Below are 25909 nucleotides of genomic sequence, written 5' to 3' on the forward strand. Positions count from 1 at the left end.
GTTTGTCGATGAAGCGGTACGGTCAGAAAGCGATGCCGAGCGTCAGGTACGGGCGCACGCTATGGTTGCGCAACCCGTATGCGAGGTCGACGTTGATCGGGCCGACGGGGCTGCGCCAGCGCGCGCCGACGCCGACACCCGGGTAGAACACCCGCTCGCCCCACGCATCGGTGGCGGTGCCGATGTCGAAGAACGTCGCGGCGCCCCAGTCGCGGTTGAACCAGTGCTGGTATTCGGCGGTGCCCGTCATCAGGTACTTGGTCGGCAGCACGGAGCCGTCGACGTTGTTGCCGATGCTCTGGTAACCGTAGCCGCGCACCGAGTTCGAGCCGCCCGCGCGGAACAGCAGCGACGCCGGCACGCCGGTCGAGCTGCCGCTCGTGAATACGCCGCCGAGCTCCGCGCGGAACACGAACAGGTCACGCTTGCCGACCGGCAGGTACTGCTGGCCGCGCGCGTAGCCGCGGACGAAGGACTGGTCGGTCAGCACGCCCTTGACCGCGAAGCCGGCCTCGGCGTGGATCAGGTTGCCGGAACGCGGGAACAACGGATCGTCGACGTTGCGGCGCGTCCACGCCCATTGCGGCACCAGCGCGCGGCTCGTGGTCGGCCCCGCGCCGTTCTGGTCGAGCCGGTCCTGGTAGAACATCAGCGAATACGAATAGTCGATGAACTGGCCGGTGCGCGTGCGCTGCGCGCCGACCCGCGCGCTGTAGATGCGCGTGTCCGACACGTTGGTGTTCGTGTACGACGCAAGCACGCTGTTGGTCCAGCCCTTCTCGCCCGGCGGCATCGACAGCTGGACCTGCCCGTATTGCTGGATCTGGTCGAGCCGGCCCGACACGGTGAGCGGCCACGCGGCGCCGAACGTGTCGAGATACGTATAGGAACCCTGCACGTGCGGCCCGGTATCGGTGGCAAAGCCGACGCCGCCACGGATGTTGTTGTACGGGAACTCGCTGACCTTCACGTGCACGGGCGTGCGCTCGGGCTTCGCCGTATCGTCGCCGACGTCGATCGCGACGCTCGCGTAGTACGGCGTGTTCTGCAACTGCCGCTGCAGTTCGGTGATCCGCTGCACGTCGTAGATCTCGCCTTCCGACAACGGATTGACGTTCGTGACGATCTTTTCCGGATAGCGCCGCACGCCGTCGACGTCAACCTTGCCGATCGTGAACGTCGGGCCGCTGTCGAACGTCACCGCGAGTGTCGCGCGCTGCGTGCGCGGGTCGATGCGCGCCTCCGACGACGCGATCTTCGCGCCGAGATAGCGGCGCGACTGCAGTTGCTTGAGCGCCGCGCCCTTCGCGCCGTCCCAGTCGGACTGCGTGAACGGATCGCCCGGCTTCAGCGAAAACGCGAAACGGGTCGCGGCTTCCTGCTTCGGATCCTCGGTGTCGATCGGCCCCTTGAACGTCAGGTCGACGGTCGACACGACCGTCTGCTTCCCCGGATCGACCGCGATGCGCACGTCGCGCTTGCCGTCGTGCGTGCGCACGTCGGTGCGCACGACCGGCGAGAAATAGCCGGCCGTCGCGGTCAGGTCGCGCACCTGTTGCGGCGTGGCGGTGACGAGGAAGTCGAACTGGTCGTCGCTGATGTCGTCGCGCTTCGCGAAGCGCGCAATATCGAGATGCGACTTGAGCAGCTTGCGAACCGAGCGCGGCGCGTCGATGTCGACGTCGTACTTCGCGTGAGCCGGCAACGCGAAGCACGCAGCGAGGCAACCCGCGACGGTCACCCGCGCGGCACGGGCCGCGGCGGCGGCGCGATTGGATTCCACGCGCGAGCCCGCGTCATGTGCCGTGTGTGCTTGCTGGTTCGACTGCCCCGCCAAATATGACCTCGCCCTCGGTTGACACGGTTTTGTGGAAAACCCTGTATTTGACCACAGGGTGTGGGCATCAAAGCTTAATGTTTGTAAACCGCTGCTCAAGCGAGCGAGGCCACGGCGTCATGCCTGGCGGCGCGCTTCCGGATGCCGACTGCGCGCCGGCCCGCGGATTCGACGCGCGATTGCCGCCGGCCGTTCCCGCGATGCGGTAAAATCCCGCCATCGTGAATCCGGCGCATCGTGCGCCGCCCGAAACGGAAAACCCAGCCATGCCGTACCAGTCCGATGTCACGCAGTTCCTGAACCAGCTCAAGCAACAGAAGCCGACGCTCGAGGAAGAGCAGCGCAAGGGCCGTTCCCTGCTGTGGGACAAGCAGCCGATCGACCTCGAAGAGCGCGCCGAGCAGCAGGAATCGCGCGTGAAGCAAACGTCGTACGTCTACTACCAGAACTTCTGACGACGTGAGCGCCGCTGACGAGGCCAGCGCCGCCCGGCAGGACGACGCGATCGCCGCGCCCGCGGGCGCCGATTCGACGCCCGACACGGTCGACGGTGTCGCGGCATTCGCTCGCCTGTACGGCGAGCCGCTCTTCAAGCTGCCGCAGGATCTCTACATCCCGCCCGATGCGCTCGAGATCTTCCTCGAGACCTTCGAAGGCCCGCTCGACCTGCTGCTCTACCTGATCCGCAAGCAGAACTTCAACGTGCTCGACATCCCGATGGCGCAGGTCACCGCGCAATATCTGGGCTACGTCGACCAGATCCGCACGTCGAACCTCGAGCTCGCGGCCGAGTACCTGCTGATGGCCGCGATGCTGATCGAGATCAAGTCGCGGATGCTGCTGCCGGTCAAGAAGGCCGACACCGGCGAGGAAGCCGAGGATCCGCGCGCCGAACTCGTGCGCCGCCTGCTCGAGTACGAGCAGATGAAACTCGCCGCGCAGCGGCTCGACCAGTTGCCGCAGCTCGGCCGCGACTTCCTGCGCGCCGAGGTCTACATCGAGCAGAGCGTCACGCCGCGCTTCCCCGACGTGAATTCGGACGACCTGCGCGCGGCATGGGCCGACGTGCTCAAGCGCGCGAAGCTCGTCCAGCACCACAAGATCTCGCGCGAGGAGCTGTCGGTGCGCGAACACATGAGCCTGATCCTGCGCCGGCTGCAGAACGCGCGCTTCATGGAGTTCGCCGAGCTGTTCGACACGTCGCGCGGCGTGCCGGTCGTCGTCGTGAATTTCATCGCGATGCTCGAACTCGCACGCGAATCGCTCCTCGAGATCACGCAGGCCGAGCCGTTCGCGCCGATCTACGTTCGTCTCGCATACCTGCCGGCGTAACGCCCACGCCCGCCCTTCCCGTTCTCCCGATTCATCCCGGCACACTTGCCGCGTCACCGCAGCCCGGCGCGGCCGTTGCCGGCACGTCCGGTTAAAAAGTGAACGATCGTGCTTTTTTCGATGCGTTTGGCGGCCAAATCCTCTACAATCCGCCGACGCCCGATGCGCCGCCCGCGCGCCGACGTTCTCCGCTTCGACCCCGACGCCGCTGCTGCGGCGCCAACGCGCGCCTGCGCGAGGAACCCGCTACCCGATCATGAAAGTCATCAGCTCGATCCATGAACTGCGCGACCAGCTGCGCGGACAGAACCGCACGGCGTTCGTGCCGACGATGGGCAACCTGCACGAAGGGCACCTGTCGCTGATGCGCCTCGCGCGCCAGCACGGCGACCCGGTCGTGGCGAGCATCTTCGTCAACCGGCTGCAATTCGGCCCGAACGAGGATTTCGACAAGTATCCGCGCACGCTCCAGGACGATATCGAGAAGCTGCAGAAGGAAAACGTCTACGTGCTGTTCGCGCCGACCGAGCGCGACATGTACCCGGAACCGCAGGAATACCGCGTGCTGCCGCCGGACGATCTCGGCGGGATCCTCGAAGGGGAATTCCGGCCCGGCTTCTTCACCGGCGTGTGCACGGTCGTGGCCAAGCTGATGGCCTGCGTGCAGCCGCGCGTCGCCGTGTTCGGCAAGAAGGACTACCAGCAGCTGATGATCGTGCGCCGCATGTGCCAGCAGCTCGCGCTGCCGGTCGACATCATCGCCGCCGAAACCGTGCGCGACGAGGACGGCCTCGCGCTGTCGTCGCGCAATCGCTACCTGTCGGCCGACGAGCGCAGGGAAGCGCCCGAACTCGCGAAGACGCTGCAGCGCATGCGCGAAAGCCTGCTCGGCGGCGAGCGCGACCTCGGCAAGCTCGAAGACCTGGCCCGCACCCATCTGGCCGGCCGTGGCTGGGCGCCCGACTACATCTCGATCCGCCGCCGCGCGAACCTGATCGCGCCGAACGCGGCCGAGCTCGAAGCCGGCGAACCGCTCGTCGTCGTCGCCGCCGCGAAGCTCGGCGCGACGCGCCTCATCGATAACCTGGAAATCTGACGGGCGCCCGCCCGCGCCTCTCACGACGCATCACGGAGACACCATGCAGCGCCACATGCTCAAATCGAAGATCCACCGCGCGGCCGTCACGCACTGCGAGCTGCACTACGAAGGCTCGTGCGCGATCGACGAAGACCTGCTCGAAGCCTCGGGCATCATCGAGAACGAACGGATCGACATCTGGAACATCAACAACGGCGAGCGCTTCTCGACGTACGCGATCAAGGGCGAGCGCGGCAGCGGGATGATCTCGCTGAACGGCTCGGCCGCCCGTCGCGCACAGCTTGGCGACCTCGTGATCATCGCGGCCTTCGCGATGGTCGATGAAGCCGAACTGCAAGCCGGCTGGAAGCCGAAGCTCGTGTTCATCGACGACGGCAACAAGATCAAGGGCCACCGCGATCACGTGCCGACGCAGAACTGGACCTGACCTGACCGGCCGCCCGCGCGCCGTGGTGCGCGGGGCAGCTGCGCCGCTAGCGGTCGAAGGGCCGGATGCCGTGTACCACGGGATCCGGCCCTTTCTCATTTCATCGCGAGCCGGCCCGCCGGCCGTGCGATCAGGACGCCTTGGCGGCCTTCTCCGGCTTCTCCGCCTTCTGCACCCGGCGTTCGGCCCATTCGACGATCGGCCGCCACTGTTCGAGATCCTTCTCGACCCGGCTCTTCGCGACGTCCCACAGCGTGAGGCCATGCGCGGCGATCTGCACGTAGTTCTGCGTGTCGCGCACGTAGCCGAGCACCGGCAGGCCGAGCCCTTCGACGAACCGGTGCAGCTGGTCGGACGAGCGCGTGCGCGCATCGACCCGCATCCCGACGATCCCGACCTCGACGCTGCCCTTGCGCACGGCTTTCTCGCCGGCGAGGCGCTCCAGAAACTGCTGCGTGGCCAGAATATCGAACATCGACGGCTGCAGCGGCACGATCACCCTGTCAGCCAGTTGCAGCGCGACGTTGAGCCGGTTGCCGTGCAGGCCGGCCGGCGTGTCGATCACCGCATATTCGAGGCCGCGCGGCGGCTTCGTCGGCGCGTCCGGATCGAGTTCCCATGCCTCGATCGCCGGCAATCCGGCCGGCCGCAGGTCGAGCCACGCATGCGCGGACTGCTGCCGGTCGAGATCGGCGAGCGCGACCCATGCGCCCTGCGCCGCGAAATAGCCGGCAAGATTGGTGGACAGCGTGCTCTTCCCCACGCCGCCCTTCGGATTCGCCACCACGATCACCGTCATGAATTCCCCCGAAAAAGCCGCGCGGCGCCCAGCCGCATGGCTGGCGCCGCTCGATTGCGGATACAGGGAGCGATGATATCGGCAAACGGCGTGTCACCGGAACGGGTTGCGCCGCATCATGCCGGCTGACCTACTCCTTACACACGCTGAACCGCGGCCTCGCGTGCGCCGAGCGCGAACGCGCCGCCGCCCAGCAGCGCCTGCACGGCGAGCGTGACGGCCCAGAACGCCGGATATTCCCAACCGCCGTTCGGCGACGCGAAGCTCCAGCCGTTCGGCAGATGCGCGGCGGTCGCGCCGAGCATGAACGGCAGCAGCACGAGCGCGGCGACGCGCACCCGGAAGCCCGCGAGCAGCGCCAGGCCGCCGGCCAGTTCGACGAACGTCGTCAGGTACGCGAGCCAGCCCGGCAGGCCGATCGACGCAAAGAACTGCGCGGTGCCGGGCAGCGTGAAGACGAACACCTTCTGCGCGACGTGCGCGAGGTACAGCACGCCGAGCGCGACGCGCAGCAGGGTCGCGGCGAAATCGTTGAGGCGATTGGGGTTCATGGCGAATTCCTTCGTGAGTGGTGTGAATGGATTGCACTCTATTCGAATCAATTCCGCCGATAAACGCGCCAATTCGCTTTAACTGATTCCTTTATGGAGTTAATCGGGACGTAAAAAGGGGCATGACCGATCATGCCCCGCACCATGCATCAGTAACCGTAACCGCTCTTCCCTTGTGTGGCGTCGCCGGAACCGGACTGGCTACCGCTTGATCCGTACGAATCGCACGCATGCGCAACCGCCGACACGCCCAGCAACGCCGCGAGCAGCACGCTCCACCACCATCGAGCCTTCATCGCGCACTCCTCCAGGCGGACATCCGCCCTCCTCTGTTGTACGCGATCAGGCGGAAAAAGCGAGGGCTGGAAGCCGCGCATCAACGAAATTCGGCGTACAGCGCGTCGAGGTCGAGATGGTCGGCGAACGTGTCGGCCAGCCGCTCGAGCGACGCCTCGCGCAGCGCCGGATAGTCGATCCGTTCCGCGCCGTCGAGCCCGGCCCACGCGAGCAGCGCCGTGCAGGCGTCGGGCGAGTCGAACAGCCCGTGCACATAGGTCGCGAGGATCTGCCCGTCGGCGGAAACCGCGCCGTCCGGGCGTGCCCCGTCCTGCGCGGCATCGGCTGCCAGCGCCAGCGCGGGCGACGCAAGCGCGGGCCCGTGCGTGTCGCCCATGTGGATCTCGTAGCCGCGCACGGCGGCCCCGCCCGGCAGCGCGAGATGCCCGGTGACGTTCTTCAGTGTCTTGTCGGGCTGCAGCGTCGTGTCGAAATCGAGCAGTCCGAGCCCCGGCACGCTGCCGGGCACGCCTTCGAGGCCGAGCGGATCGTCGAGCGTGCGGCCGAGCATCTGCATCCCGCCGCAGATGCCGATCACCTTGCCGCCGTAGCGCAGATGGCGACGGATCAACGTGTCCCAGCCCGCGTCGCGCAGCCATGCGAGGTCGCGCTGCACGCTCTTCGAACCGGGCAGGATCAGCAGGTCGGCATCCGGCACGGGGCCGCTCTTCCAGTACGTGAACTCGACCTGCGGATGCGCGCGCAGCGGATCGAAATCGGTGTGGTTGCTGATGCGCGGCAGCGCCGGCACGACCACGCGCAGCACGCCGGCGTCACCCCGTGCGGCGGCGCTGCGCGCCTGCGCGGGCAGCATGTCCTCGGCGTCGAGCAACAGGCCGTGCAGGTACGGCAGCACGCCGAACACGGGCTTGCCCGTCTGCGCGCGCAGCCAGTCGAGCCCCGGTTCGAGCAGCTTGAAATCGCCGCGGAAGCGATTGATCACGAAGCCGCGCACGCGTGCGCGCTCGCTGTCGGACAGGCACGCGAGCGTGCCGACCAGGTGCGCGAACACGCCGCCACGGTCGATGTCGGCGACGAGCACGACCGGGCAGTCGACGCGTTCGGCGAAACCCATGTTCGCGATGTCGCCGTCGCGCAGGTTGATCTCGGCCGGGCTGCCGGCGCCCTCGACGATCACCGTGTCGTAGCCGGCGCGCAGCCGCGCGTACGACTCGAGCACCGCATCGAACGCGACCGGCTTGTAGTCGTGATACGCGCGCGCATTGAGGTTCATGCGCGCCTTGCCGTGGATGATCACCTGCGCGCCGCGATCGCTCGTCGGCTTCAGCAGCACGGGGTTGAAATCCGTATGCGGCGCGACGCCCGCGGCCAGTGCCTGCAGCGCCTGCGCGCGGCCGATCTCGCCGCCGTCGGCCGTCACCGCGCTGTTGAGCGCCATGTTCTGCGGCTTGAACGGCGCAACGCGCGCGCCGGCCCGGCGCGCCAGCCGGCACAGCCCCGCGACGAGCGTGCTCTTGCCCGCGTCGGACGTCGTGCCCTGGATCATCAGCGTACCGCGCGGCCGCGGCTCGGGTGCATTCATCGTGTCAGGCTCGTCGCGAAGCAAAGGTCGCATTATCGCCCGCACCGGCATGCCCGCGCCGTTACAATCACGCGATGATTCCGCACGACCTCACCTTCGTCCTCGGCGGCGCACGCTCGGGCAAGAGCGCGCACGCCGAGCGGCTCGCCGCCGACAGCGGCCGTCCCGTCACGTACATCGCGACCGCGACCGCCGCCGATGCCGAATTCGCGCAGCGCATCGCGCACCATCGCGCGCGTCGGCCGGCCGAATGGGGGTTCGCCGATGCGCCCGTCGATCTCGCCGGCACGCTCGCGCGGCTCGACGATCCGCACGCATGCCTGCTCGTCGACTGCCTGACGCTGTGGCTCACGAACCTGCTGTGCCCGGCCGACGGCGAACCGCTCGACGATGCGCAATACGCGGCGCAGGTCGACCGGCTCGAGCACGCATTGCGCGGTGCGCGCGCGAAGGTGATCGTGGTCAGCAACGAGATCGGGCTCGGCGTCGTGCCGCTCGGATCGGTCACGCGCCGCTACGTCGACGAACTCGGGCGCCTGAACCAGCGCGTCGCCGCGCTCGCGACGCGCGTGACGCTGCTCGTCGCCGGGCTACCGCTCGACCTCAAGGCGGGAGCGCCGTCATGCTGATGCTGTCGCTGCCCGTCGTCGCGATGTTCGCCGTCGCAGCCGCGATCGTCGACCGCGCGATCGGCGAACCGGCCGGCTGGCACCCGCTCGTCGCGTTCGGCCGCCTCGCCGCACGTATCGAAGGCGCGCTGAACACGGGCCGACGCGGCCGGGTGACCGGCGTCGCCGCGTGGGTCGCGGCGGTCGTGCCGCCGGTCGCCATCGCGGCATGGCTCGCAGCCGTGCTGCCGTGGCCACTCGCAGCCGCACTGCACATCGCGCTGCTGTGGTTCGCGCTCGGCGCGAAAAGCCTCGCCGACCACGTCGCGCCGATCGCTGCTGCGTTGCTGCGGCATGACCTCGGCGCCGCCCGCGCGCTGACCGCGCGTATCGTGTCGCGCGACACGAGCGATGCGGACGAAGGCGCGCTGTCGCGCGCGGCCGTCGAATCGGCGCTGGAGAACGGCAACGACGCGATCTTCGGCGCGCTGTTCTGGTTCGTCGTCGCCGGCGGCCCCGGCGCACTGCTGTTCCGGCTCGCGAACACGCTCGACGCGATGTGGGGCTACCGCACGCCGCGCTTCCTGACCTTCGGCTGGGCCGCCGCGCGCCTCGACGACGCACTGAACTGGATTCCCGCGCGCCTCACGGCCGCCAGCTACGCGCTGCTCGGCGACACGGCCTCCGCATGGCGCTGCTGGCGCACGCAGGCGCGCCACTGGGACAGCCCGAACGCGGGCCCGGTGATGGCTGCCGGCGCCGGCAGCCTGAACGTGCAGCTCGGCGGCCCGGCCGTCTATCACGGCGAGATCGAGGATCGTCCCGCGCTCGGCACCGGCGCAACGGCGACCGCCATCCACATCGTCGCCGCGCTGTCGCTCGTCACGCGCACGCTTGCCCTGTGGCTCGCGCTGCTGGTCGCGAGCGGCGCACTCGCCATGGCTACCCATCATGTCTGACATCCGCATCGCGCACGGCGGTAACCTGCACGAAGCCGCACGCCGCCACGGCATTCCGTACGACGCGTGGCTCGACCTGTCGACCGGCATCAATCCGGTCGGCTATCCGGTACCGCCCGTCCCGGCCGACGCATGGCGCCGGCTGCCCGACGACGGCGACGGCCTCGCGGCCTGCGCCGCGCAGTACTACCACGCCCCCGATCCCGCCCACGTGCTGCCGGTCGCCGGCAGCCAGGCCGCGATCCGCGCGTTGCCCGCGCTGCTGCCGACCGGCGACGCGGGTGTCGCGGCGCTCGCGTACGGCGAATACGCACCGGCCTTCGCGCGCCACGGCCATCGCGTCGTCGCGCTCGACATCGACGCGGATACGTTGCCTGCGACGCTGCGCCACGTCATCGTCGGGAATCCGAATAATCCGACCGCCCAGTTCGTCCCGGCCGCGCGCCTGCTCGGCTGGCATGCGCAACTCGCCGCGCGCAGCGGCACGCTGATCGTCGACGAGGCGTTCGCCGATACGGGCGCGACGCAGTCGCTCGCGCCGCAGGTCGATCGCCCGGGCCTCGTCGTGTTGCGTTCGGTCGGCAAGTTCTACGGGCTCGCCGGCATCCGCGCCGGCTTCGTGCTCGCGTGCCCTGAACAGATCGCCGCGCTGCGCGACATGCTCGGCGCATGGACGGTCGGCGGCCCTGCGCGCCACGCGGTCGCCGCGGCGTTCGCCGATCGCGCGTGGCAGGCTGCCGCCCGCGAACGGCTCGCGGCCGACGGCGAGCGGCTGGCCGCCCTGCTGCGCGCACACGGCTTCGCGGTTCGCGCGACACCGCTCTTCAGCTGGACCGACGACCCGCGCGCCGCGGCGCTGCATGCGGCACTCGCGGCACGCGGCATCTGGACGCGACACTTCCCGGCACCGTCGAGCGTACGCATCGGCCTGCCGGGCAGCGAAGCGGAATGGCAGCGCCTCGGCGACGCGCTCGCGCACTGCGTGCCGCTGCTGCAACGGGAATCCGCATGACTCCGCGCATGTTCCGCCGGCTCACACCGGCCGCGATGCTGTCCGCACTCGCCTACGCGTCGCTCGCCCACGCCGATGTCACGACGCGCGACGACGCCGGCAATACCGTCACGCTGCCGGCGCCCGCGCAGCGCGTGATCAGCCTCGCGCCGCACGCGACCGAGCTGGTCTACGCGGCCGGCGGCGGCGCGAAGCTCGTCGGCACCGTCACGTACAGCGACTATCCGCCCGCCGCGCAAGCGATCCCGCGCGTCGGCGACAACAAGGCGCTCGACCTCGAGCGGATCGCCGCGCTGAAGCCCGACCTGATCGTCGTCTGGCGGCACGGCAATGCCGAGCGGCAGACCGACGCGCTGCGCGCGCTGCACATCCCGCTGTTCCTCAGTGAGCCGAAGCATCTCGACGACGTAGCGACGTCGCTGCGCCGGCTCGGCACGCTGCTCGGCACGCAGCCGGTTGCCGATGCGGCCGCGGCCGCCTATACGCGCGACATCGCGGCGCTGCGCACGCGTTACGCTGCGCGCACGCCCGTCACGATGTTCTTCCAGGTCTGGGACCGGCCGCTGATGACGCTCAACGGCACGCACCTGATCAACGACGTGATCGAGCTGTGCGGCGGGCGCAACGTGTTCGCATCGCTCAAGCCGCTCGTGCCGACCGTCACCGACGAGGCCGTGCTCGCGGCGAATCCGGAGGCGATCGTGACGACCAGCGCCGGCACGACGCGCTCCGACGAACCGTTGCCGAGCCTGGCGCGCTGGCGCGCGTGGCCCGCACTGACGGCCGTCGCGCGCAACAACCTGTTCGCGATCGATGGCGATCTGCTGACGCGGCCGTCGCCGCGGATCGCACAGGGCGCGGCCGCCCTGTGCGAGGATCTCGATGCCGCGCGTGCGCGGCGGCCGGCGCGCTGATTTCCGGTGACTTGCGCGCTCATCGCGCGCCTGCGCCCGATGTAACCGCTATCCGAGGAGACCGATTGATCGCGCGCCGTGTCGTTCACACGCAGACGCCCGCGCGCCTATTCGTCCCAGTGAACCACTTCCCACGTTCGCGCGGCGGCATCCGCGCGCAGCCAGACGACACCCGCGTTCGGCACTGGCCGCGACAACAGCGTGTCGAGCGGCACGCCCAGCACATGCGATGCGAATGCGCGGATCACGCCCGCATGCGCCACCACCCATTGCGGGCCATCGCACTGTGCAACCGCATCGGCCCGCCGTGCCACGCGTGCGGCGAACTGCGCAACGCTTTCGCCGCCATGCGCACACGCATGCATCAGGTCGGCCGCCCACGCATCGAGCGCCGCGCGATCGATATCGTCCCAGCGCCGCATTTCCCACGCGCCGAAATCCATTTCCTGCCAGTCCGCATCGCATCGCAGCGGCACGTCGCATGCCTGCGCGAGCCGTTCGGCAACCGACGCGCAGCGCGTCAGCGGGCTCGTCCAGACCTGTTCGGGAAACGGCGCGCAGAGTGCCGACAGATGCGCACGCACGGCCTGCGCGCCGACGTCGGCCGGTGCGGCGAGCGGCACGTCGCTGCGCCCGTAGCAGATGCCCGGCTCGACGCCGACGGCCGGATGACGGATCAGGACGACGTCCATCCGAGCACCACGAGATAGATCGCCAGTTCGCACAGTTGCTGCGCGAAGCCGAGACAGTCGCCCGTATAACCACCGATCCGCTTCACGAAATAGCGGGCGGCCCACGCGCGCACGAGCACGAGCACGACGCATGCGACGACACCCATGCGCCAGTCGGGCCAGAACAGCCAGGGCAATCCGAATAGCGCCGCAACGCACGCCGCGCGTGCGCCCATCCGTTGCGCGACCGGTTTCGCCTTGCCTTCGGGCCGCACGTAGTCGAGCGTCATCAGCAAGCTCACGGCCGCCGCGCGGCTCGCCGCGTGCGCCGCGATCATCGTCCATGCGGCACGCAACGGCAGCATCGATGCAAGCGCCTGCCATTTCAGGCCGAGCGAGATCACGAGCGCGACCGCGCCGAACGTGCCGATCCGCGAGTCGTGCATGATGCGCAGCACGTCGTCGCGCGTATAGCCGCCGCCGAACGCATCGCAGCTGTCGGCCAGGCCATCCTCGTGAAAGGCACCCGTTGCGAGCAGCGTGGCGGCCATCGACAGCCCGACCGCGATCGACGGGGGCAGCACACGCAGCGCGACGAGATAGACGAGCGCGCCCCACGCGCCGACACATGCGCCGACGAGCGGGAAATAACGCGCAGACTGATCGAGATCGCCGGCCGCATAACCGATCGAGCGCGGCACGGGCACGCGCGTGAAATAGCCGAGCGCGACGAAGAAGTAGCGCAGTTCGGCCCGCACGCCACGCGCGCGATCAGGCGTCACGATTGTCGACGCCGGCGGATTCGAAGCTCGCCATTTCGGTGAGGAACGCAGCCGCCGCACGCACGAGCGGCAGCGCGAGCGCCGCGCCGGTGCCTTCGCCGAGCCGCAGGTCGAGCGCGAGCAGCGGCTTCGCGCCGAAATGCTCGAGCATGCGCCGGTGCCCGGCCTCGTGCGACGTATGCGAGAACACGCAGTAATCGCGCACGCCGGGCACGATGCGCTCGGCGACGAGCAGCGCAGCCGTCGCGATGAAACCGTCGACGAGGATCGTCATCCGCTCGCTTGCGGCCGCGAGATACGCGCCCGTCATCATCGCGATCTCGAAGCCGCCGAACGTCGCGAGCACGTCGAGCGGCGCAATCGCGTGCGAGTGCTTGACGAGCGCACGGCCGAGCACCGCGCGCTTGTGCGCGAGGCCCTGGTCGTCGAGGCCCGTGCCGCGCCCGACGCAGGCATCGATCGGCACGCTGAGCAGGCGGCTCATCAGGCACGCGGCCGACGACGTGTTCGCGATCCCCATCTCGCCGAAGCCGATCACGTTCGTGCCGAGCGACGCATGCAGGCGCACGCGCGCCGCGCCGGCCGCGATCGCCGTCATCGCCTCGTCGCGCGTCATCGCCGGCTCCGCCGCGAAGTTGCGTGTGCCGCGCGCGACCGGCAGCGACACCAGCCGGTCGGACAGCGGCAGCGGCGACGCGACGCCCGCATCGACGATCTCGAGCGCGCTCTGCACGGCGCCCGAGAACGCGTTGATTGCCGCGCCGCCGGCGAGGAAATTCGCGACCATCTGGGCGGTCACCGCTTGCGGATAAGGACTCACGCCCTCGGCGGCAATCCCGTGATCGCCGGCAAACACGATCATCACCGGACGCTGCACGACCGGCCGCTCGGTGTGCTGGATCAGGCCGATCTGCAGTGCGATCGCCTCGAGCTGGCCGAGGCTGCCGGGCGGCTTGGTCTTGTGGTCGATCACGTGCTGCAGGCGCTTGCGCAGCGCGTCGTCGAGCGGCGCGATCGCGGGCGGGAAGTGGGTCGGGGTCGTCATCGAAAAGCCATGTCGTTGGCGCGGTATGCGCCGCGCATCGGAAAAGGAAAGGTCATTGTCGCTCGGGCCACGCCGGCAGCAGCGCATCGCGGCCGTTCTCGCGGATCAGCACCAGCGGATAACCGAACGCGTCGCTCGCGCGCTCGGGCGTCAGCACGTCGTGCACGGGGCCTGCCCACGCGTGGCCGCGGCCGTCGAGCAACAGCGCGTGCGTCGCGAAACGCCGCGCGAGATTCAGATCATGGCACGAGAACAGCACCGTGCGCGGGCCCGCGTCGAGCCATGCGGCCAGCGCGGTCAGGCAATCGATCTGGTGATGCAAGTCGAGATGCGCGAGCGGTTCGTCGAGCAGCATCAACGGCGCGTCCTGGCACAGCGTCGCGGCCAGCGCGACACGCTGCCGCTCGCCGCCCGACAGCGACAGCACGTCGCGCGACGCGAGCGCGGTGAGGTCGAACGTCGCCAGCGCGTCGCGCGCGGCCGCGCGGTCGCCGTCGCGCTCCCAGCCCCAGCCGCCGAGATACGGAAAGCGGTTGAGCAGCACCGTGTCGAATACGGTCGCGCTGAATACGTCGTGCAGTTGCTGCGGCATCAGCGCGCGGCGCTGCGCGAGCTGCTCGGGCGGCCATGCGGCAAGCGGCCGACCGTCGATCTCGACGTGTCCGCCGGTCGGCGGCTGCAGCCCGGCGAGGGTCGCAAGCAGCGTCGTCTTGCCCGCGCCGTTCGGACCTGCGACGCACCAGATCTCGCCGGGACGGAACGCCCGGGTGAAGCCGTCGAGCAGCGTGCGTGCGCCGGCCTTCAGCGTCAGGTCGACAGCCGCGTAGTTCATGTCGCCGGCCGTGGCGTGCAGTGCGGCCCCCGTCATCGCATCGGCCTCCTCAACAACATCCACAGGAACACCGGCACGCCGATCAACGCGGTCATCACGCCGACCGGCAGTTGCGCGGGCGCGATCGCGGTGCGGGCGAGCAGGTCGGCCGCCATCACGCCGCCGCCGCCCGCGAGCATCGCGGCGGGCAGCAGCATCCGCTGGTCGTTGCCGAAGGCGAGCCGCAGCGCATGCGGCACGACGAGGCCGACGAAGCCGATCGTGCCGGCCGTCGTCACTGCGGCCGCCGCGGCCAGCGACGCGACGAGATAGATCCGCACGCGCAGGCGCGCAACGGGCACGCCGAGCGCGAGCGCGGTCGCATCGCCGCGCAGCAGCACGTTCAGTTGCGGCGCGGCCGGCAGCGCGACGCAGGCGGCCAGCAACAGCGCGCCCCACGCGAACCACGGCGCGGTCACGCCGTTCAGGTCGCCGGTCAGCCAGAAGATGATCCCGCGCAGTCGTGCGTCGGGTGCAAGCGACAGCAGCAGCGTGACGAGCGCGCCCCACCCCGCCGCGATCACGACGCCCGTGAGCAGCAGCCGCGGCGACGCGTCGCGCGACTCGCCACGCCACAGCTCGCGGCGCGCGAGACCGAGCACGAGCGCGACCGACACGAGCGAGCCGGCGAACGCCGATGCGTCGACGAGCCACCACGCGCCGCCCGCGATCATCGCGACGAGCGCGAAGCCGGCCGCGCCGCCCGATACGCCGAGCACGTACGGTTCCGCGAGTGGATTGCGCAACAGCACCTGCAGCAGCGCACCGGCAAGCGCAAGCAGCGCGCCGCATGCGAAGCCCGCGAGCGCGCGCGGCAGGCGCAGCGTGCGGACGATGTCGGCGAGCAGCGCGTCGCCGCCATGCGGCACGAGCGACGCAAGCGCCTGCCAAGGCGACATCGGCACGCTGCCGATCGACAGCGACGCAACGAACAGCAACGCGACCGCCGCGGCGAGCGCGGCCCAGATCGCAGTGGCGCGCGCGGCGCTCATGCCGCGCACGGCGCCGCACACGACATGCGGCGCCCCCGCTTGCGGAGGCCGGCCGGTCGTGACTGAAGCGCCGCGCGGACGATTGGGGTCAGCATCGAAGAAAATTCCGTGAAGCATTGCGCGCCCCGCCTCCCCGCAGGCCGCGCGTCACGAAGCCCGTGCGGGCTCCCCGTCTCGGCCGGTATCCGGGCTGGCGGCGGTCCGGCTCGCCTTCCCGCGCGATGACGCGCAGTGGCCCGCGTCCGCATGCAATACCTGCACGTGAAACGCGCCCGAGCCGGCCTGCGTCACCGGACGCGGCCGCTTACCGTTGCGGGGGCAGCGCAGGTTGGCGGGCTTCCGGCGCCCGCGTCCTGCTTCCCGTTTAACCGCGCGTTCCACGCGCGAGCACCGAGGCGGCGCCAGTTTAGGAGCGGGTCGCGCGAGCGTCAAGGAAGCGTCCGGACACGCACGGGACGCGCCGATTCACGGCGAGAAGCAGGGGTGTTACGACTGGAAACGTTACAGATGTCGGATTGCGCGTTATTCCGCGCTAAAATGCTGGGTCTTTAGAGGACGCAGCAAATGCTCAACGAACTCGAAACCCTATCTCAAAATATTGGCCGTCTGATTTCGCTGAACAAGCGCTATCACTCGGAACGGCTCGCGCTCGAGGAGCAGGTCGCGCAATTGCGCGCGGATGCGGACACTGTCCGCGCGGAACTCGCGCAACTGCGCGACGAACGCAATGCACTTGCGGCCGAGCGTGACACGCTGTCGGCAAAGATCGACGACGCCCAGGTGAAACTGAACGCGATTCTCGAAAAGCTGCCGCGCTCGAAAAGTGCGGAGCAAGCCGACAACCAGCTCGACCTGCTGGATGCACAGGCGCGTGCGGATGGCGATGACGCGGCCAGCCACGGAGAACATGCATGAGCACCAAGCAGATCGAAGTCTCGATTCTCGGTCAGGCCTATCGGCTCGCCTGCTCGGCCGAGACCGAAGCGGCGCTGCTCGAAGCGGTCGCGCGCGTCGACGCCGAAATGTCGAAAATCCGCTCGAACAGCTCGGTACGCGGCACCGATCGCATCGCCGTGATGGCGGCGCTGTCGCTCGCGTCCGAATTGCTGCGGCTGCAAACGAGCGTGCGGCACGGTGAAGCATTTCCGGCGGAGGAAATCCGTCGTACAATGCACCAGATGAATGAACAGCTCGGTGCGGTGCTCGCACAGCACGAGACGCAGTAACGTTTCAATCGATGCGTCGATTCCCCTTGATCTCAGAGATCAACAGTGGTCAAATTGGCGCATCGAATCACAGTTCAGTCAGCTTCCCTGCCTGGTTCGCCAAGGTCATATATTCCTTGAACCAATGCCATGTGCACGGTTGCGGAAATTTGTAGCACGGGCGCGCGCGTCACTCTGTCTGATGTACCCGAAGTGCTGCTAACTGCGACCAATTCTGAACCTCAGGTTCAGGATGCCGGCCTAGCGGCCAAGGCGGGGGCCTATCCAACGGCATCGGGCGAAGCCCGGTGCCGTTTTCTTTTGTAGCAGCCTCTTTCTGCGTCGATCACGATCCATGCAATACTGGCTGATGAAGTCCGAACCGGACGAAGCAAGCATCGACGATCTCGCCAACGCACCGCAGCGCTCGCTGCCGTGGACGGGCGTGCGCAATTATCAGGCGCGCAATTTCATGCGCGACACGATGAAGATCGGCGACGGCGTGCTGTTCTATCACTCGAGCTGCCCCGAGCCGGGCATCGCGGGCCTCGCCGAAGTGTCGTCGACGCCCTACCCCGATCCCACGCAGTTCGATCCGAAAAGCCCCTATTACGACCCGAAGTCGACTCAGGAAGCGCCGCGCTGGCTGCTCGTCGACGTGCACTACGTGAAAAAATCGCCGCTCGTGCCGCTCGCCGCGCTGCGCGAACACGACGAACTCGCCGACATGCGCGTGCTCGCACGCGGCAACCGGCTGTCGATCACGCCCGTCACGCGCGCCGAATGGCGCTTCATCACCGAAAAGCTGATGAAGTAGGCGCGCGCCAAAGGTCAAATCTGGTCAGTACGCACCACCGCCGCGGAACTCGCGGCACTTTCGCGCAGCCTAAGCAACCGCTGTCGGCCGATCGGGCCGGTTGTCGTTTTTTTCGTCGCGCGGTACGCCCGCGTCGTGCACGCGCGATCCGCGTGCACGCCCTCGCACAAGGAGTCCAACAATGACCAAGAAATCCGCACTCGCGCTGTCGCTCGCCCTTGCCGCCGCCGTTCCCGTTGCGTTGACGCTCGCGTCGTCCACCGCGCACGCGCAAACCGCGAACCCGCACTTTCCGGAGCCGGCGGGCGTGTTGTCGCTGTCGTCGCAGGCCAGCACCGACGTGCCGCAGGACATCATCCACATCACGCTGTTCTACGAGCAGCAGGCCAAGGATCCGGGCAGCCTCACCGCGCAACTGAACCAGCGCGCCGATGCAGCGCTGTCGCAAGCGAAGGGCGTATCGGGCGTCACTGCGCACACGGGCGCATTCTCCGTCTATCCGAGCACCGATCGCGACGGCAAGATCTCCGCATGGCGCGGCCGCACCGAAGTCGCGCTCGAATCGCGCGATTTCGCGGCAGCGTCGAAGCTTGCAGGCCAGTTGTCGAACCTGATGCAGGTCGCGAACGTCGAGTTCTCGCTGTCGCCGGAAGCGCAGCGCGCGGCCGAGCAGAAGCTGACGACCGAGGCGATCAAGTCGTTCCGCGCCCGCGCGGACGAAGCTGCGAAGGCCTTCGGTTACAGCAGCTACACGATCCGCGACGTGAACGTCGGCGGCGGCCGCAACGTGCAGCCGTACCCGCGCATGATGGCGATGGCCGCAGCACCGATGGACAGCGCCAAGATGAGCGCACCGATCGCGGTCGAAGGCGGCAAGGCCACCGTGTCGGTCACCGTCAACGGCTCGGTGCAGATGAAGTAACGCGCAGCGCGCGGCAGTCCGAAATGAAAAACGCCGGCCCGAGGGCCGGCGTTTTTCATTGACCTGCATGTGGTCGATGCAAGCGTCGATGCACGTGCCGCTCGCACGTGCATCGGCATCGCATCACGCAGCGGCAGTCGCCGCGCGGCGGCGATATGCCCAGACCATCAGCGCGACGCCCGCGAGGATCATCGGCAGCGACAGCCACTGCCCCATCGACAGGCCGAGCGCGAGCAAGCCGAGGAAGTCGTCGGGCTCGCGTGCGAACTCGACCGTGAAGCGTGCGAGGCCGTAGCCGATCAGGAACAGCGCGGAGATTGCGCCCATCGGCCGCGACTTGCGCGAGAAGAAGAACAGCGCGAAGAACAGCACGATACCTTCGAGCGCGATTTCATAGAGCTGCGAAGGATGGCGCGGCAGCATCTGGTATTGCATGAACACGTCGGCGAGATGCCACTTCTCGACGAGCTCCGGATGCTTCGGCAACCATGCCGCATCGTCGCGCATCGCGCCCGGGAACAGCATCGCCCACGGTGCCGACGGATCGGTCACGCGGCCCCACAGTTCACCGTTGATGAAGTTGCCGAGCCGCCCGGCCGCGAGCCCCGTCGGCACCATCGGCGCGACGAAATCGGTGACCTGCAGCCAGTGCCGCTTGCGCTGCCACGCGAACAGCATCATCGCGAGCGTCACGCCGAGGAAGCCGCCGTGAAACGACATGCCGCCCTCCCACACCTTGAAGACGTCGAGCGGATGCGAGAAGTAGAAATCGGCCTTGTAGAACAGCACATAGCCGAGCCGGCCGCCGAGCACGGTGCCGAGCACGCCGTAGAACATCATGTCGTCGATGTCCTTCGCGGTCCAGCCCTGCGCCGCGACGTGCGGCAGCTTCAGGCGGATCCGGCCGACGACGATCGCCGCGATGAAGCCGACGAGATACATGAGCCCGTACCAGCGCACGGCCAGCGGCCCGAGATGGATCGCAACGGGGTCGAAATTCGGGTGAATGATCATGGATTAGCGAAGAAGTTTTCGAATGCGGTACGGCCGTCGCAAACGCGCAGCACCGCGCTTTGGACGGCATCGGCGCGTCATCGTTCACATCACGTCACGTGGCGAGGCCCTGCGCGCGCACGACGTCGATGAAGCCGGCCAGCACGGGGCTCACGTCGCCGGTGCGCCACACGAGGCCCGTCTCGACGACCGGCGCGTGACCGGCAAGCGGCCGGTAGACCACGCCGGTGCGCCGCAGGTTACGCAGCGATTGCGGCACCAGTGCGACGCCCATGCCGGCCGACACCAGGCTGACGATCGTCTGCATCTGGATCGCCTCCTGGCCGATGCGCGGGGTTTCCCCCGCCGCGCCGTAGCAGCCCGTAATGATGTCATAAAAGCCGGGTGCCAAACGACGCGGAAAAATCACGAGCGGCATCGCGGCGACTTCCGCGAGATGGACGGGCTCGTCTTCCGGCGCGTTGCTCGCCGCGGCCGGCATCGCCACCACCAGCGGCTCGCGCACCACGGGCAGGTACGACAGCCCGGCCGCGTGGCGTGGCGGCACGGGCGGAATGACGAGCCCCGCGTCGATGCGGCCGGCGACGAGTTCGTCGATCTGCACGTCGCTCGTCGCCTCCGCGAGTTGCAGGCGCACCTGCGGAAAGCGCGCGCCGAACGCACGCAGCAGCGCAGGCAGCAGACCGTAATCGGCGGTCGATACGAACGCAAGCGACAACGAGCCGGCCTCGCCGCGCGCGAGCCGTCGCGCCAGCGGCGGCAACGCATCGGCCGATGCCAGCAGCCGGCGCACGTCGGGCAACAGCGCCGCCCCGACCGCCGTCAGCGCCACCGAACGCTTGGTGCGCGCGAACAGCGCGACGCCGAGCGCATCCTCGAGCGCACGGATCGCCTGCGACAGCGGCGGCTGCGTCATCGACAGGCGTTCGGCCGCGCGGCCGAAATGACGCTCGTCGGCGACGGTCACGAAATAGCGCCACTGGCGCAAGTCGGGAGTCGGATCGGCCATGCCTCTCTCATTCGTAAAACGACTTAATAAGCGACAAATAATATATTGGACATCCCAATCCGGAAACTCCATTCTTGATTGATCCGAACCGGCACGCCGTTCACCGGCGTTGCCCAGACAACGATGGAGTCCCCCATGGCTTACAACCGTCGCTCGAAGCACATCACGCAAGGCGTGGCCCGATCGCCGAACCGCTCGATGTATTACGCACTTGGCTACCGGAAGGAAGATTTCGACAAGCCGATGATCGGTATCGCGAACGGCCATTCGACGATCACGCCGTGCAATTCCGGCCTGCAGCGGCTGTCCGACGCAGCCGTCGCGGCCGTGAAGGCGGCCGACGCGAACCCGCAGATCTTCGGCACGCCGACGATTTCGGACGGCATGTCGATGGGTACCGAAGGCATGAAGTACTCGCTCGTGTCGCGCGAAGTGATCGCCGACTGCATCGAGACCTGCGTGCAGGGCCAATGGATGGACGGCGTGGTCGTCGTCGGCGGCTGCGACAAGAACATGCCGGGCGGGATGATCGCGCTCGCGCGCCTGAACGTGCCGGGCATCTACGTGTACGGCGGCACGATCCGCCCCGGCAACTGGAAAGGCCGGGACCTGACGATCGTGTCGTCATTCGAGGCCGTCGGCGAATTCACCGCGGGCCGGATGTCGCAGGAAGATTTCGAAGGCGTCGAGCAGAACGCGTGCCCGACGTCGGGGTCGTGCGGCGGGATGTACACCGCGAACACGATGAGTTCGTCGTTCGAGGCGCTCGGGATGTCGCTGCTGTACTCGTCGACGATGGCGAACCCCGACCAGGAAAAGGTCGATTCGGCCGCCGAATCGGCGCGCGTGCTGGTCGAGGCGGTGAAGCGCGATCTTAAGCCGCGCGACATCATCACCAAGGCATCGATCGAGAACGCGGTGTCGGTGATCATGGCGACGGGCGGCTCGACCAACGCGGTGCTGCACTATCTGGCGATCGCGCACGCGGCCGAGGTCGACTGGACGATCGACGACTTCGAGCGCATCCGCAAGCGTGTACCCGTGATCTGCGACCTGAAGCCGTCGGGGAAGTACGTCGCGACCGACCTGCATCGCGCCGGCGGGATTCCGCAGGTGATGAAGATCCTGCTCGACGCGGGGCTGCTGCACGGCGACTGCATGACGATCACCGGCCGCACGCTCGCCGACGAACTGAAGGACGTGCCGAGCGTGCCGCGCGCGGACCAGGACGTGATCTTCCCGATCGACCGTGCGCTGTACAAGGAAGGCCACCTTGCGATCCTGAAAGGCAATCTCGCGGAAGACGGCGCGGTCGCGAAGATCACCGGCCTGAAGAACCCGGTGATCACGGGCCCGGCACGCGTGTTCGACGACGAGCAGAGCGCGATGGATGCGATTCTCGGCGACCGGATCCGCGCAGGCGACATCCTCGTGCTGCGCTACCTCGGCCCGAAGGGCGGCCCCGGCATGCCGGAAATGCTCGCGCCGACCTCGGCGATCATCGGCAAGGGGCTCGGCGAGTCGGTCGGCTTCATCACGGACGGCCGCTTCTCGGGCGGGACCTGGGGGATGGTGGTCGGCCACGTCGCGCCCGAAGCGTTCGTCGGCGGCACGATCGCGCTCGTGCAGGAAGGCGACTCGATCACGATCGACGCGCACCGGTTGCTGCTGCAGCTGAACGTCGACGACGCGGAACTCGCGCGCCGCCGCGCCGCATGGCAACAGCCGGCGCCGCGCTACACGCGCGGCGTGCTCGCGAAATTCGCTGCGCTGGCGCGCCCGGCGAACCAGGGCGCCGTCACGGGTTGACGCGGGCGCATCAAAACATGCGACCCCGATAAACATCGGCCGCCGGGGGAACGCGCAAAACGCGCTTTCCCTTTGCTTTTATAATGCGCGGACCATGTAGCCGGCCGTCCCCGCCGGCGGAGAACCGCATGAAACATTCGATATTGCGCGTCCTGCTCGCCCTGCTGCTGATCGGCAGTGCGGCGGCGGCACGCGCCGACCAGGCCGACGGGCTTGCGCTTGCCCAGCGCAAGAACTGCATGGCCTGCCACGCGATCGGCAAGCCGCTGATGGGCCCGTCGTTCCGCGACATCGCCAGCAAGTATGCGGCGCGCGGCGACGCCGTCGACTACCTTGCCCAATCGATCGTGAAAGGTAGCGTCGGCGTATGGGGCAGCGTGCCGATGCCCGCCAATACGCAACTGACGAACACCGAAGCCCACACGCTCGCGCAATGGGTGCTGTCGGTACACTGAACCGGACGCCCCGGGCGGGAATAGCCGCTGCGCCGGGTTCCGCCGACAGGCGGGCCTGTCCCGGCTGACCGGCGTCTCGCCGGCAGCGTTACCGGCTCTTACTGGAACCGCACCCCGTTTTTGGCCGGAATGGCCGCGCGCTCAACCGGCATGACCGGTACGACGGCGCGCGATCTCTTCGTCGACCGCGTCACGAACCCAGTCCATTACCTCGCTTTCCAGCGCCAACGCCACTTCGCGCGTGATCTGGCCGACCAGCCAGGCCGAATGCTCATGCAGCGCGTCGCGACAGCGGGCTTCGATGGCATCGCGCCCTTCCCCGGTCAGATAGTTCGTCAGGCGATTGCGCAGGCGCTCGGCGATGTGCTGCGCATCTTCCGCCGTCAGCCCGGCGGCTGCCTGCGCGTCGGGCTGCGCATCGGGCTGCGGAACGGCGGCCGGTATGACGGCCTCCGGCAGGTGCGCTTCACGCGCGTGCCCGATCGCCTCGTGCGCCGCCGCGGCGAACGCGTGTTGCGGCGCATCGTCGGCCAGCGACGAGCGCAGCGGCGCACTCATTGCTGCCGAGTCTTCAGCGACCACCTGCTCCGCGGCGCCAGGTTCGGCCGGCGCATCGGTCTCGCCCATCGCCGCCGCAGCAGCCGTCGCCACGTCGCCCGGCAGTTCGACCGCCGGCACGTGCGGCGTCGGCACGGGTTCGACCACGACGGAATCGGGGTCAAGTGCGCTTTGCGTGGAATCGGCTGGCGCCGCACCCGCGGTGTGCGGTGCGACCACGTCGGTGAGCACCGGCATCGCCGCACCGGCATGCGGCTGAGATGGGTCGGGCGCGGGCGAGCGCGCCGGCACCGGCTTGCCCGGCACCAGCACGTCGGTCAGCGTCGGGATCGAGGATGAATCGGCTTCTGTCACGGGAACACTCCGTCGACGGTTGCGGCTAGCCGCCCTGCTTGTAGTTGTTCAGCGCGTAGCCGCGATCGCGGTAGAACCGGTAGCGGTCGCGGCCCGCAGCGAGCTCGTCCGGCGCATTGCCGACCACTTCGAGCAGGCGCTCGAAGCGGGCGAACTGCGCGGGCACGGCCGCGCCGAGGTTCAGCAGCACGTGATGATGCGGTGCGCGGTCGAGATCCGCGGCCAGCACGATTGGCGTGCCGGCTGCGTGCTCGCTGTCGACACCGCAATGCGGGATGAAATCGAGCGGCGAAAACGTCCAGAGCCGCTCGTCGAGCGCGCGCAAGCGCGCGGGCTCGGCGAGCACGACGACCGGCTGCCCGGCCAGGTAGGCCTTGCGCAGCAGCCGGCACGCGTACGCGAGCGAATCGCCGACGTTCGAGTGGAAATCGATCCGCGTCATTGCCCGCGTACCCGCAGCGTCGTCAACACCGCCATCACTGGCCGGCGCGGTCGATCAGGAACTGCGCGAGCAGCGGCACCGGACGGCCCGTCGCGCCCTTCGCCGCGCCACCCTTCCAGGCGGTACCCGCGATGTCGAGGTGGGCCCACGGATAGCTGTCGGTAAAGCGCGACAGGAAGCACGCGGCCGTCACGGCGCCGGCCGGGCGCCCGCCGATGTTCGCGAGATCCGCGAAGTTCGACTTCAGCTGATCCTGGTACTCGTCGTCGAGCGGCATGCGCCACGCCGGATCGTTCGCCTCGCGCGATGCGTCGAGCAGTTCGCCCGCGAGCGCGTCGTCGGTCGAGAACAGGCCGCTGTTGTGGCCGCCCAGCGCGATCACGCATGCGCCCGTCAGCGTGGCAACGTCGATCACCGCAGCCGGCTTGAAGCGCTCGGCGTACGTGAGCGCGTCGCACAGGATCAGACGGCCTTCGGCGTCGGTGTTCAGCACCTCGATCGTCAGGCCCTTCATGCTGGTGACGATGTCGCCCGGCTTCGTCGCGTTGCCGCCCGGCATGTTCTCGCAGGTCGGCACGATCGCGACGACGTTGATCTTCAGGCCCATCTCGGCGACCGCGCGCATCGTGCCGAGCACGGAGCCCGCACCGCACATGTCGTACTTCATCTCGTCCATGCCCTCGCCCGGCTTCAGCGAGATGCCACCCGTGTCGAACGTGATGCCCTTGCCGACCAGCACGACCGGCGCGGCCTTCGCGGCGGCGCCCTGGTAGTGCAGCACGATGAACTGCGGCGGCTCGACCGACGCGCGCGCGACCGACAGGAACGAACCCATCTTCAGCGCCTGGATCTGCTTGAGCCCGAGCACTTCCGCCTTCAGGCCCCAATCCTTCGCGATCTTCTTCGCGGTGTTGCCGAGATAGGTCGGCGTGCAGACGTTGCCCGGCAGGTTGCCGAGGTCGCGGGTGAGATCCATCCCGTTCGCGAGCGCGACGGCCTGCTTGACCGCGACCTTCGCAGCCTTTTCGTCGGACGGATCGACGCTGAACACGACGCGCTTGAGCGTGTGCGACGCCGGTTCCGGCTTGCTCTTCATCTGCGTGAAGCGGTAGGTCTCGTTGCGCAGCGCGAGAATCGCCGCGCGCACGCCCCAGTCGGAGCTGCGTTCGTCGACCGGCAGTTGCGCGAGCGTGAACGTGACCTGGACGACCTTGGTCGCCAGCAGCGCGCGCCATGCGGCCGTCACGGCATCGTTATAGGCTTTCTGATTGAAAGCATCCTGCTTGCCGAGGCCGACGAGCAGCACGCGCGACGCGCCGATGCCCGACACTTCGTGCAGGAACAGCGTCTTGCCGCGCTTGCCGTCCATGTCGCCGGCCTTCACCACGCGCGAAATCAGCCCCTTGGTGGCCGTGTCGATGTCGAGCGCCGCGCCCGAAAGGGTCTGCGCCTCGAAGATGCCGAGCACGATGCAGTCGGACTTCCCGGTCAGGAACCCCTTGGCCTCGCCTTTGCTCCAATCACAGCCTTTTATGCTAAAGTCCAT

The 25909-nt window shown here is 68.5% G+C and carries 29 protein-coding genes, 1 other RNA gene and 1 riboswitch; of the genes, 15 read left to right on the forward strand and 15 right to left on the reverse strand.

Annotation, left to right across the window (positions count from 1 at the left end; genetic code table 11):
• Positions 1-22: 22 nt before the first annotated feature.
• Entirely contained in the window at positions 23-1837 is a 1815-nt protein-coding gene (locus ACN8ZM_RS13135) for an autotransporter assembly complex protein TamA (RefSeq protein WP_420210103.1), read from the reverse strand.
• A gap of 266 nt (positions 1838-2103) precedes the next feature.
• On the opposite strand from ACN8ZM_RS13135, the gene ACN8ZM_RS13140 reads away from it, so the two are divergent.
• The 4 genes from ACN8ZM_RS13140 to panD all read left to right on the forward strand — a co-directional run bounded on the left by ACN8ZM_RS13140 (position 2104) and on the right by panD (position 4695).
• On the forward strand, positions 2104-2292 hold the full coding sequence (locus tag ACN8ZM_RS13140) for a DUF3460 family protein (protein WP_006478107.1): 189 nt from the start codon (positions 2104-2106) through the stop codon (positions 2290-2292).
• A gap of 4 nt (positions 2293-2296) precedes the next feature.
• Positions 2297-3169, forward strand: coding sequence for a segregation and condensation protein A (locus tag ACN8ZM_RS13145; RefSeq protein WP_011352890.1), 873 nt, complete (start codon positions 2297-2299; stop codon positions 3167-3169).
• A 256-nt stretch (positions 3170-3425) separates the two neighbouring features.
• Complete coding sequence (panC, locus tag ACN8ZM_RS13150) at positions 3426-4265, forward strand: pantoate--beta-alanine ligase (RefSeq protein WP_043189817.1); 840 nt, start codon at positions 3426-3428, stop codon at positions 4263-4265.
• Between the two features lie 43 nt (positions 4266-4308).
• Positions 4309-4695, forward strand: coding sequence for an aspartate 1-decarboxylase (gene panD / locus ACN8ZM_RS13155; RefSeq protein WP_039368025.1), 387 nt, complete (start codon positions 4309-4311; stop codon positions 4693-4695).
• Positions 4696-4825: 130 nt separating this feature from the next.
• Here the strand turns inward: panD and ACN8ZM_RS13160 are convergent, their stop codons facing one another.
• The 4 genes from ACN8ZM_RS13160 to ACN8ZM_RS13175 all read right to left on the reverse strand — a co-directional run bounded on the left by ACN8ZM_RS13160 (position 4826) and on the right by ACN8ZM_RS13175 (position 7924).
• Complete coding sequence (locus ACN8ZM_RS13160; protein WP_043189822.1) at positions 4826-5494, reverse strand: ParA family protein; 669 nt, start codon at positions 5492-5494, stop codon at positions 4826-4828.
• Positions 5495-5631: 137 nt separating this feature from the next.
• Positions 5632-6045, reverse strand: coding sequence for a DoxX family protein (locus ACN8ZM_RS13165; protein WP_089451113.1), 414 nt, complete (start codon positions 6043-6045; stop codon positions 5632-5634).
• A gap of 149 nt (positions 6046-6194) precedes the next feature.
• Positions 6195-6341 (reverse strand): hypothetical protein, encoded by a 147-nt coding sequence (locus tag ACN8ZM_RS13170; protein WP_175022476.1) that lies wholly within the window; start codon positions 6339-6341, stop codon positions 6195-6197.
• Between the two features lie 80 nt (positions 6342-6421).
• A complete protein-coding gene (locus tag ACN8ZM_RS13175) occupies positions 6422-7924 on the reverse strand; it encodes a cobyric acid synthase (protein WP_301767501.1) in 1503 nt (500 codons plus the stop codon).
• Between the two features lie 74 nt (positions 7925-7998).
• Between ACN8ZM_RS13175 and cobU the strand changes: the two genes are divergently transcribed.
• From cobU to ACN8ZM_RS13195, 4 genes are read left to right on the forward strand one after another with little or no spacing between them, the layout of a single operon-like run.
• Positions 7999-8553 (forward strand): bifunctional adenosylcobinamide kinase/adenosylcobinamide-phosphate guanylyltransferase, encoded by a 555-nt coding sequence (gene cobU, locus ACN8ZM_RS13180; protein WP_043189829.1) that lies wholly within the window; start codon positions 7999-8001, stop codon positions 8551-8553.
• Positions 8547-9491: an adenosylcobinamide-phosphate synthase CbiB gene (gene cbiB / locus ACN8ZM_RS13185; RefSeq protein ID WP_420210104.1), complete on the forward strand. Its 945-nt coding sequence runs from the start codon at positions 8547-8549 to the stop codon at positions 9489-9491. Before cobU ends, cbiB begins: the two co-directional genes overlap by 7 nt.
• Positions 9484-10503, forward strand: coding sequence for a threonine-phosphate decarboxylase CobD (cobD, locus tag ACN8ZM_RS13190; RefSeq protein ID WP_420210105.1), 1020 nt, complete (start codon positions 9484-9486; stop codon positions 10501-10503). The genes cbiB and cobD overlap by 8 nt, the downstream gene beginning before the upstream one ends.
• The gene (locus tag ACN8ZM_RS13195; RefSeq protein ID WP_420210106.1) at positions 10500-11417 is read left to right on the forward strand and encodes a cobalamin-binding protein; all 918 of its coding nucleotides are present in this window, start codon (positions 10500-10502) and stop codon (positions 11415-11417) included. Before cobD ends, ACN8ZM_RS13195 begins: the two co-directional genes overlap by 4 nt.
• A 107-nt stretch (positions 11418-11524) precedes the next feature.
• On the opposite strand, the gene cobC is transcribed toward ACN8ZM_RS13195, so the two are convergent.
• Genes cobC through ACN8ZM_RS13220 form a run of 5 tightly spaced genes read right to left on the reverse strand, consistent with a single transcriptional unit; the run spans position 11525 to position 15895 of the window.
• Positions 11525-12109 (reverse strand): alpha-ribazole phosphatase, encoded by a 585-nt coding sequence (cobC, locus tag ACN8ZM_RS13200; RefSeq protein ID WP_420210107.1) that lies wholly within the window; start codon positions 12107-12109, stop codon positions 11525-11527.
• Entirely contained in the window at positions 12094-12870 is a 777-nt protein-coding gene (locus tag ACN8ZM_RS13205; protein ID WP_043189839.1) for an adenosylcobinamide-GDP ribazoletransferase, read from the reverse strand. Before ACN8ZM_RS13205 ends, cobC begins: the two co-directional genes overlap by 16 nt.
• Complete coding sequence (cobT, locus tag ACN8ZM_RS13210) at positions 12860-13915, reverse strand: nicotinate-nucleotide--dimethylbenzimidazole phosphoribosyltransferase (RefSeq protein ID WP_089451121.1); 1056 nt, start codon at positions 13913-13915, stop codon at positions 12860-12862. The genes ACN8ZM_RS13205 and cobT overlap by 11 nt, the downstream gene beginning before the upstream one ends.
• 52 nt (positions 13916-13967) lie before the next feature.
• Positions 13968-14783 carry an ABC transporter ATP-binding protein gene (locus ACN8ZM_RS13215; RefSeq protein ID WP_301767496.1) on the reverse strand — a complete coding sequence of 272 codons (816 nt, stop codon included), beginning with the start codon at positions 14781-14783 and terminating at the stop codon, positions 13968-13970.
• Positions 14780-15895, reverse strand: a complete 1116-nt coding sequence (locus ACN8ZM_RS13220; protein ID WP_420210108.1) for a FecCD family ABC transporter permease — start codon at positions 15893-15895, stop codon at positions 14780-14782. The genes ACN8ZM_RS13215 and ACN8ZM_RS13220 overlap by 4 nt, the downstream gene beginning before the upstream one ends.
• A gap of 41 nt (positions 15896-15936) precedes the next feature.
• A riboswitch (cobalamin riboswitch) is annotated at positions 15937-16188 on the reverse strand.
• Between the two features lie 154 nt (positions 16189-16342).
• On the opposite strand from ACN8ZM_RS13220, the gene ACN8ZM_RS13225 reads away from it, so the two are divergent.
• The 5 genes from ACN8ZM_RS13225 (at position 16343) to ACN8ZM_RS13245 (ending at position 18722) form a co-directional block, all read left to right on the forward strand.
• Positions 16343-16693 (forward strand): ATPase, encoded by a 351-nt coding sequence (locus tag ACN8ZM_RS13225; RefSeq protein ID WP_043189846.1) that lies wholly within the window; start codon positions 16343-16345, stop codon positions 16691-16693.
• On the forward strand, positions 16690-17004 hold the full coding sequence (locus tag ACN8ZM_RS13230; RefSeq protein WP_011352906.1) for a cell division protein ZapA: 315 nt from the start codon (positions 16690-16692) through the stop codon (positions 17002-17004). The genes ACN8ZM_RS13225 and ACN8ZM_RS13230 overlap by 4 nt, the downstream gene beginning before the upstream one ends.
• 81 nt (positions 17005-17085) lie before the next feature.
• Positions 17086-17267, forward strand: a non-coding RNA gene (gene ssrS / locus ACN8ZM_RS13235) — 6S RNA.
• Positions 17268-17338: 71 nt separating this feature from the next.
• Entirely contained in the window at positions 17339-17800 is a 462-nt protein-coding gene (locus ACN8ZM_RS13240; protein ID WP_043189848.1) for an EVE domain-containing protein, read from the forward strand.
• Between the two features lie 181 nt (positions 17801-17981).
• Positions 17982-18722: an SIMPL domain-containing protein gene (locus ACN8ZM_RS13245; protein WP_122946044.1), complete on the forward strand. Its 741-nt coding sequence runs from the start codon at positions 17982-17984 to the stop codon at positions 18720-18722.
• 123 nt (positions 18723-18845) lie between these two features.
• Here ACN8ZM_RS13245 and lgt read toward each other — a convergent pair whose 3' ends face one another.
• Together lgt and ACN8ZM_RS13255 are read right to left on the reverse strand one after the other, a co-directional pair.
• Positions 18846-19736, reverse strand: coding sequence for a prolipoprotein diacylglyceryl transferase (gene lgt, locus ACN8ZM_RS13250; RefSeq protein WP_043189852.1), 891 nt, complete (start codon positions 19734-19736; stop codon positions 18846-18848).
• 94 nt (positions 19737-19830) lie between these two features.
• Entirely contained in the window at positions 19831-20745 is a 915-nt protein-coding gene (locus tag ACN8ZM_RS13255) for a LysR substrate-binding domain-containing protein (protein WP_420210109.1), read from the reverse strand.
• 135 nt (positions 20746-20880) lie between these two features.
• Here ACN8ZM_RS13255 and ilvD point away from each other — a divergent pair, with 135 nt between their 5' ends.
• Both ilvD and ACN8ZM_RS13265 read left to right on the forward strand, forming a co-directional pair.
• On the forward strand, positions 20881-22554 hold the full coding sequence (ilvD, locus tag ACN8ZM_RS13260; RefSeq protein ID WP_043189857.1) for a dihydroxy-acid dehydratase: 1674 nt from the start codon (positions 20881-20883) through the stop codon (positions 22552-22554).
• 128 nt (positions 22555-22682) lie between these two features.
• Entirely contained in the window at positions 22683-23009 is a 327-nt protein-coding gene (locus ACN8ZM_RS13265; RefSeq protein WP_089451126.1) for a c-type cytochrome, read from the forward strand.
• Positions 23010-23150: 141 nt separating this feature from the next.
• Here ACN8ZM_RS13265 and ACN8ZM_RS13270 read toward each other — a convergent pair whose 3' ends face one another.
• The 3 genes from ACN8ZM_RS13270 to ACN8ZM_RS13280 are packed head-to-tail and all read right to left on the reverse strand — an operon-like array spanning position 23151 to position 25909.
• On the reverse strand, positions 23151-23921 hold the full coding sequence (locus ACN8ZM_RS13270) for a DUF2486 family protein (protein ID WP_420210110.1): 771 nt from the start codon (positions 23919-23921) through the stop codon (positions 23151-23153).
• Between the two features lie 25 nt (positions 23922-23946).
• The gene (locus ACN8ZM_RS13275) at positions 23947-24363 is read right to left on the reverse strand and encodes a DNA polymerase III subunit chi (RefSeq protein WP_043189863.1); all 417 of its coding nucleotides are present in this window, start codon (positions 24361-24363) and stop codon (positions 23947-23949) included.
• Between the two features lie 34 nt (positions 24364-24397).
• Positions 24398-25909, reverse strand: a complete 1512-nt coding sequence (locus ACN8ZM_RS13280) for a leucyl aminopeptidase (RefSeq protein WP_043189865.1) — start codon at positions 25907-25909, stop codon at positions 24398-24400.

It is taken from the genome of Burkholderia aenigmatica (assembly GCF_048627025.1).
Classification (GTDB): Bacteria; Pseudomonadota; Gammaproteobacteria; order Burkholderiales; family Burkholderiaceae; genus Burkholderia; species Burkholderia aenigmatica.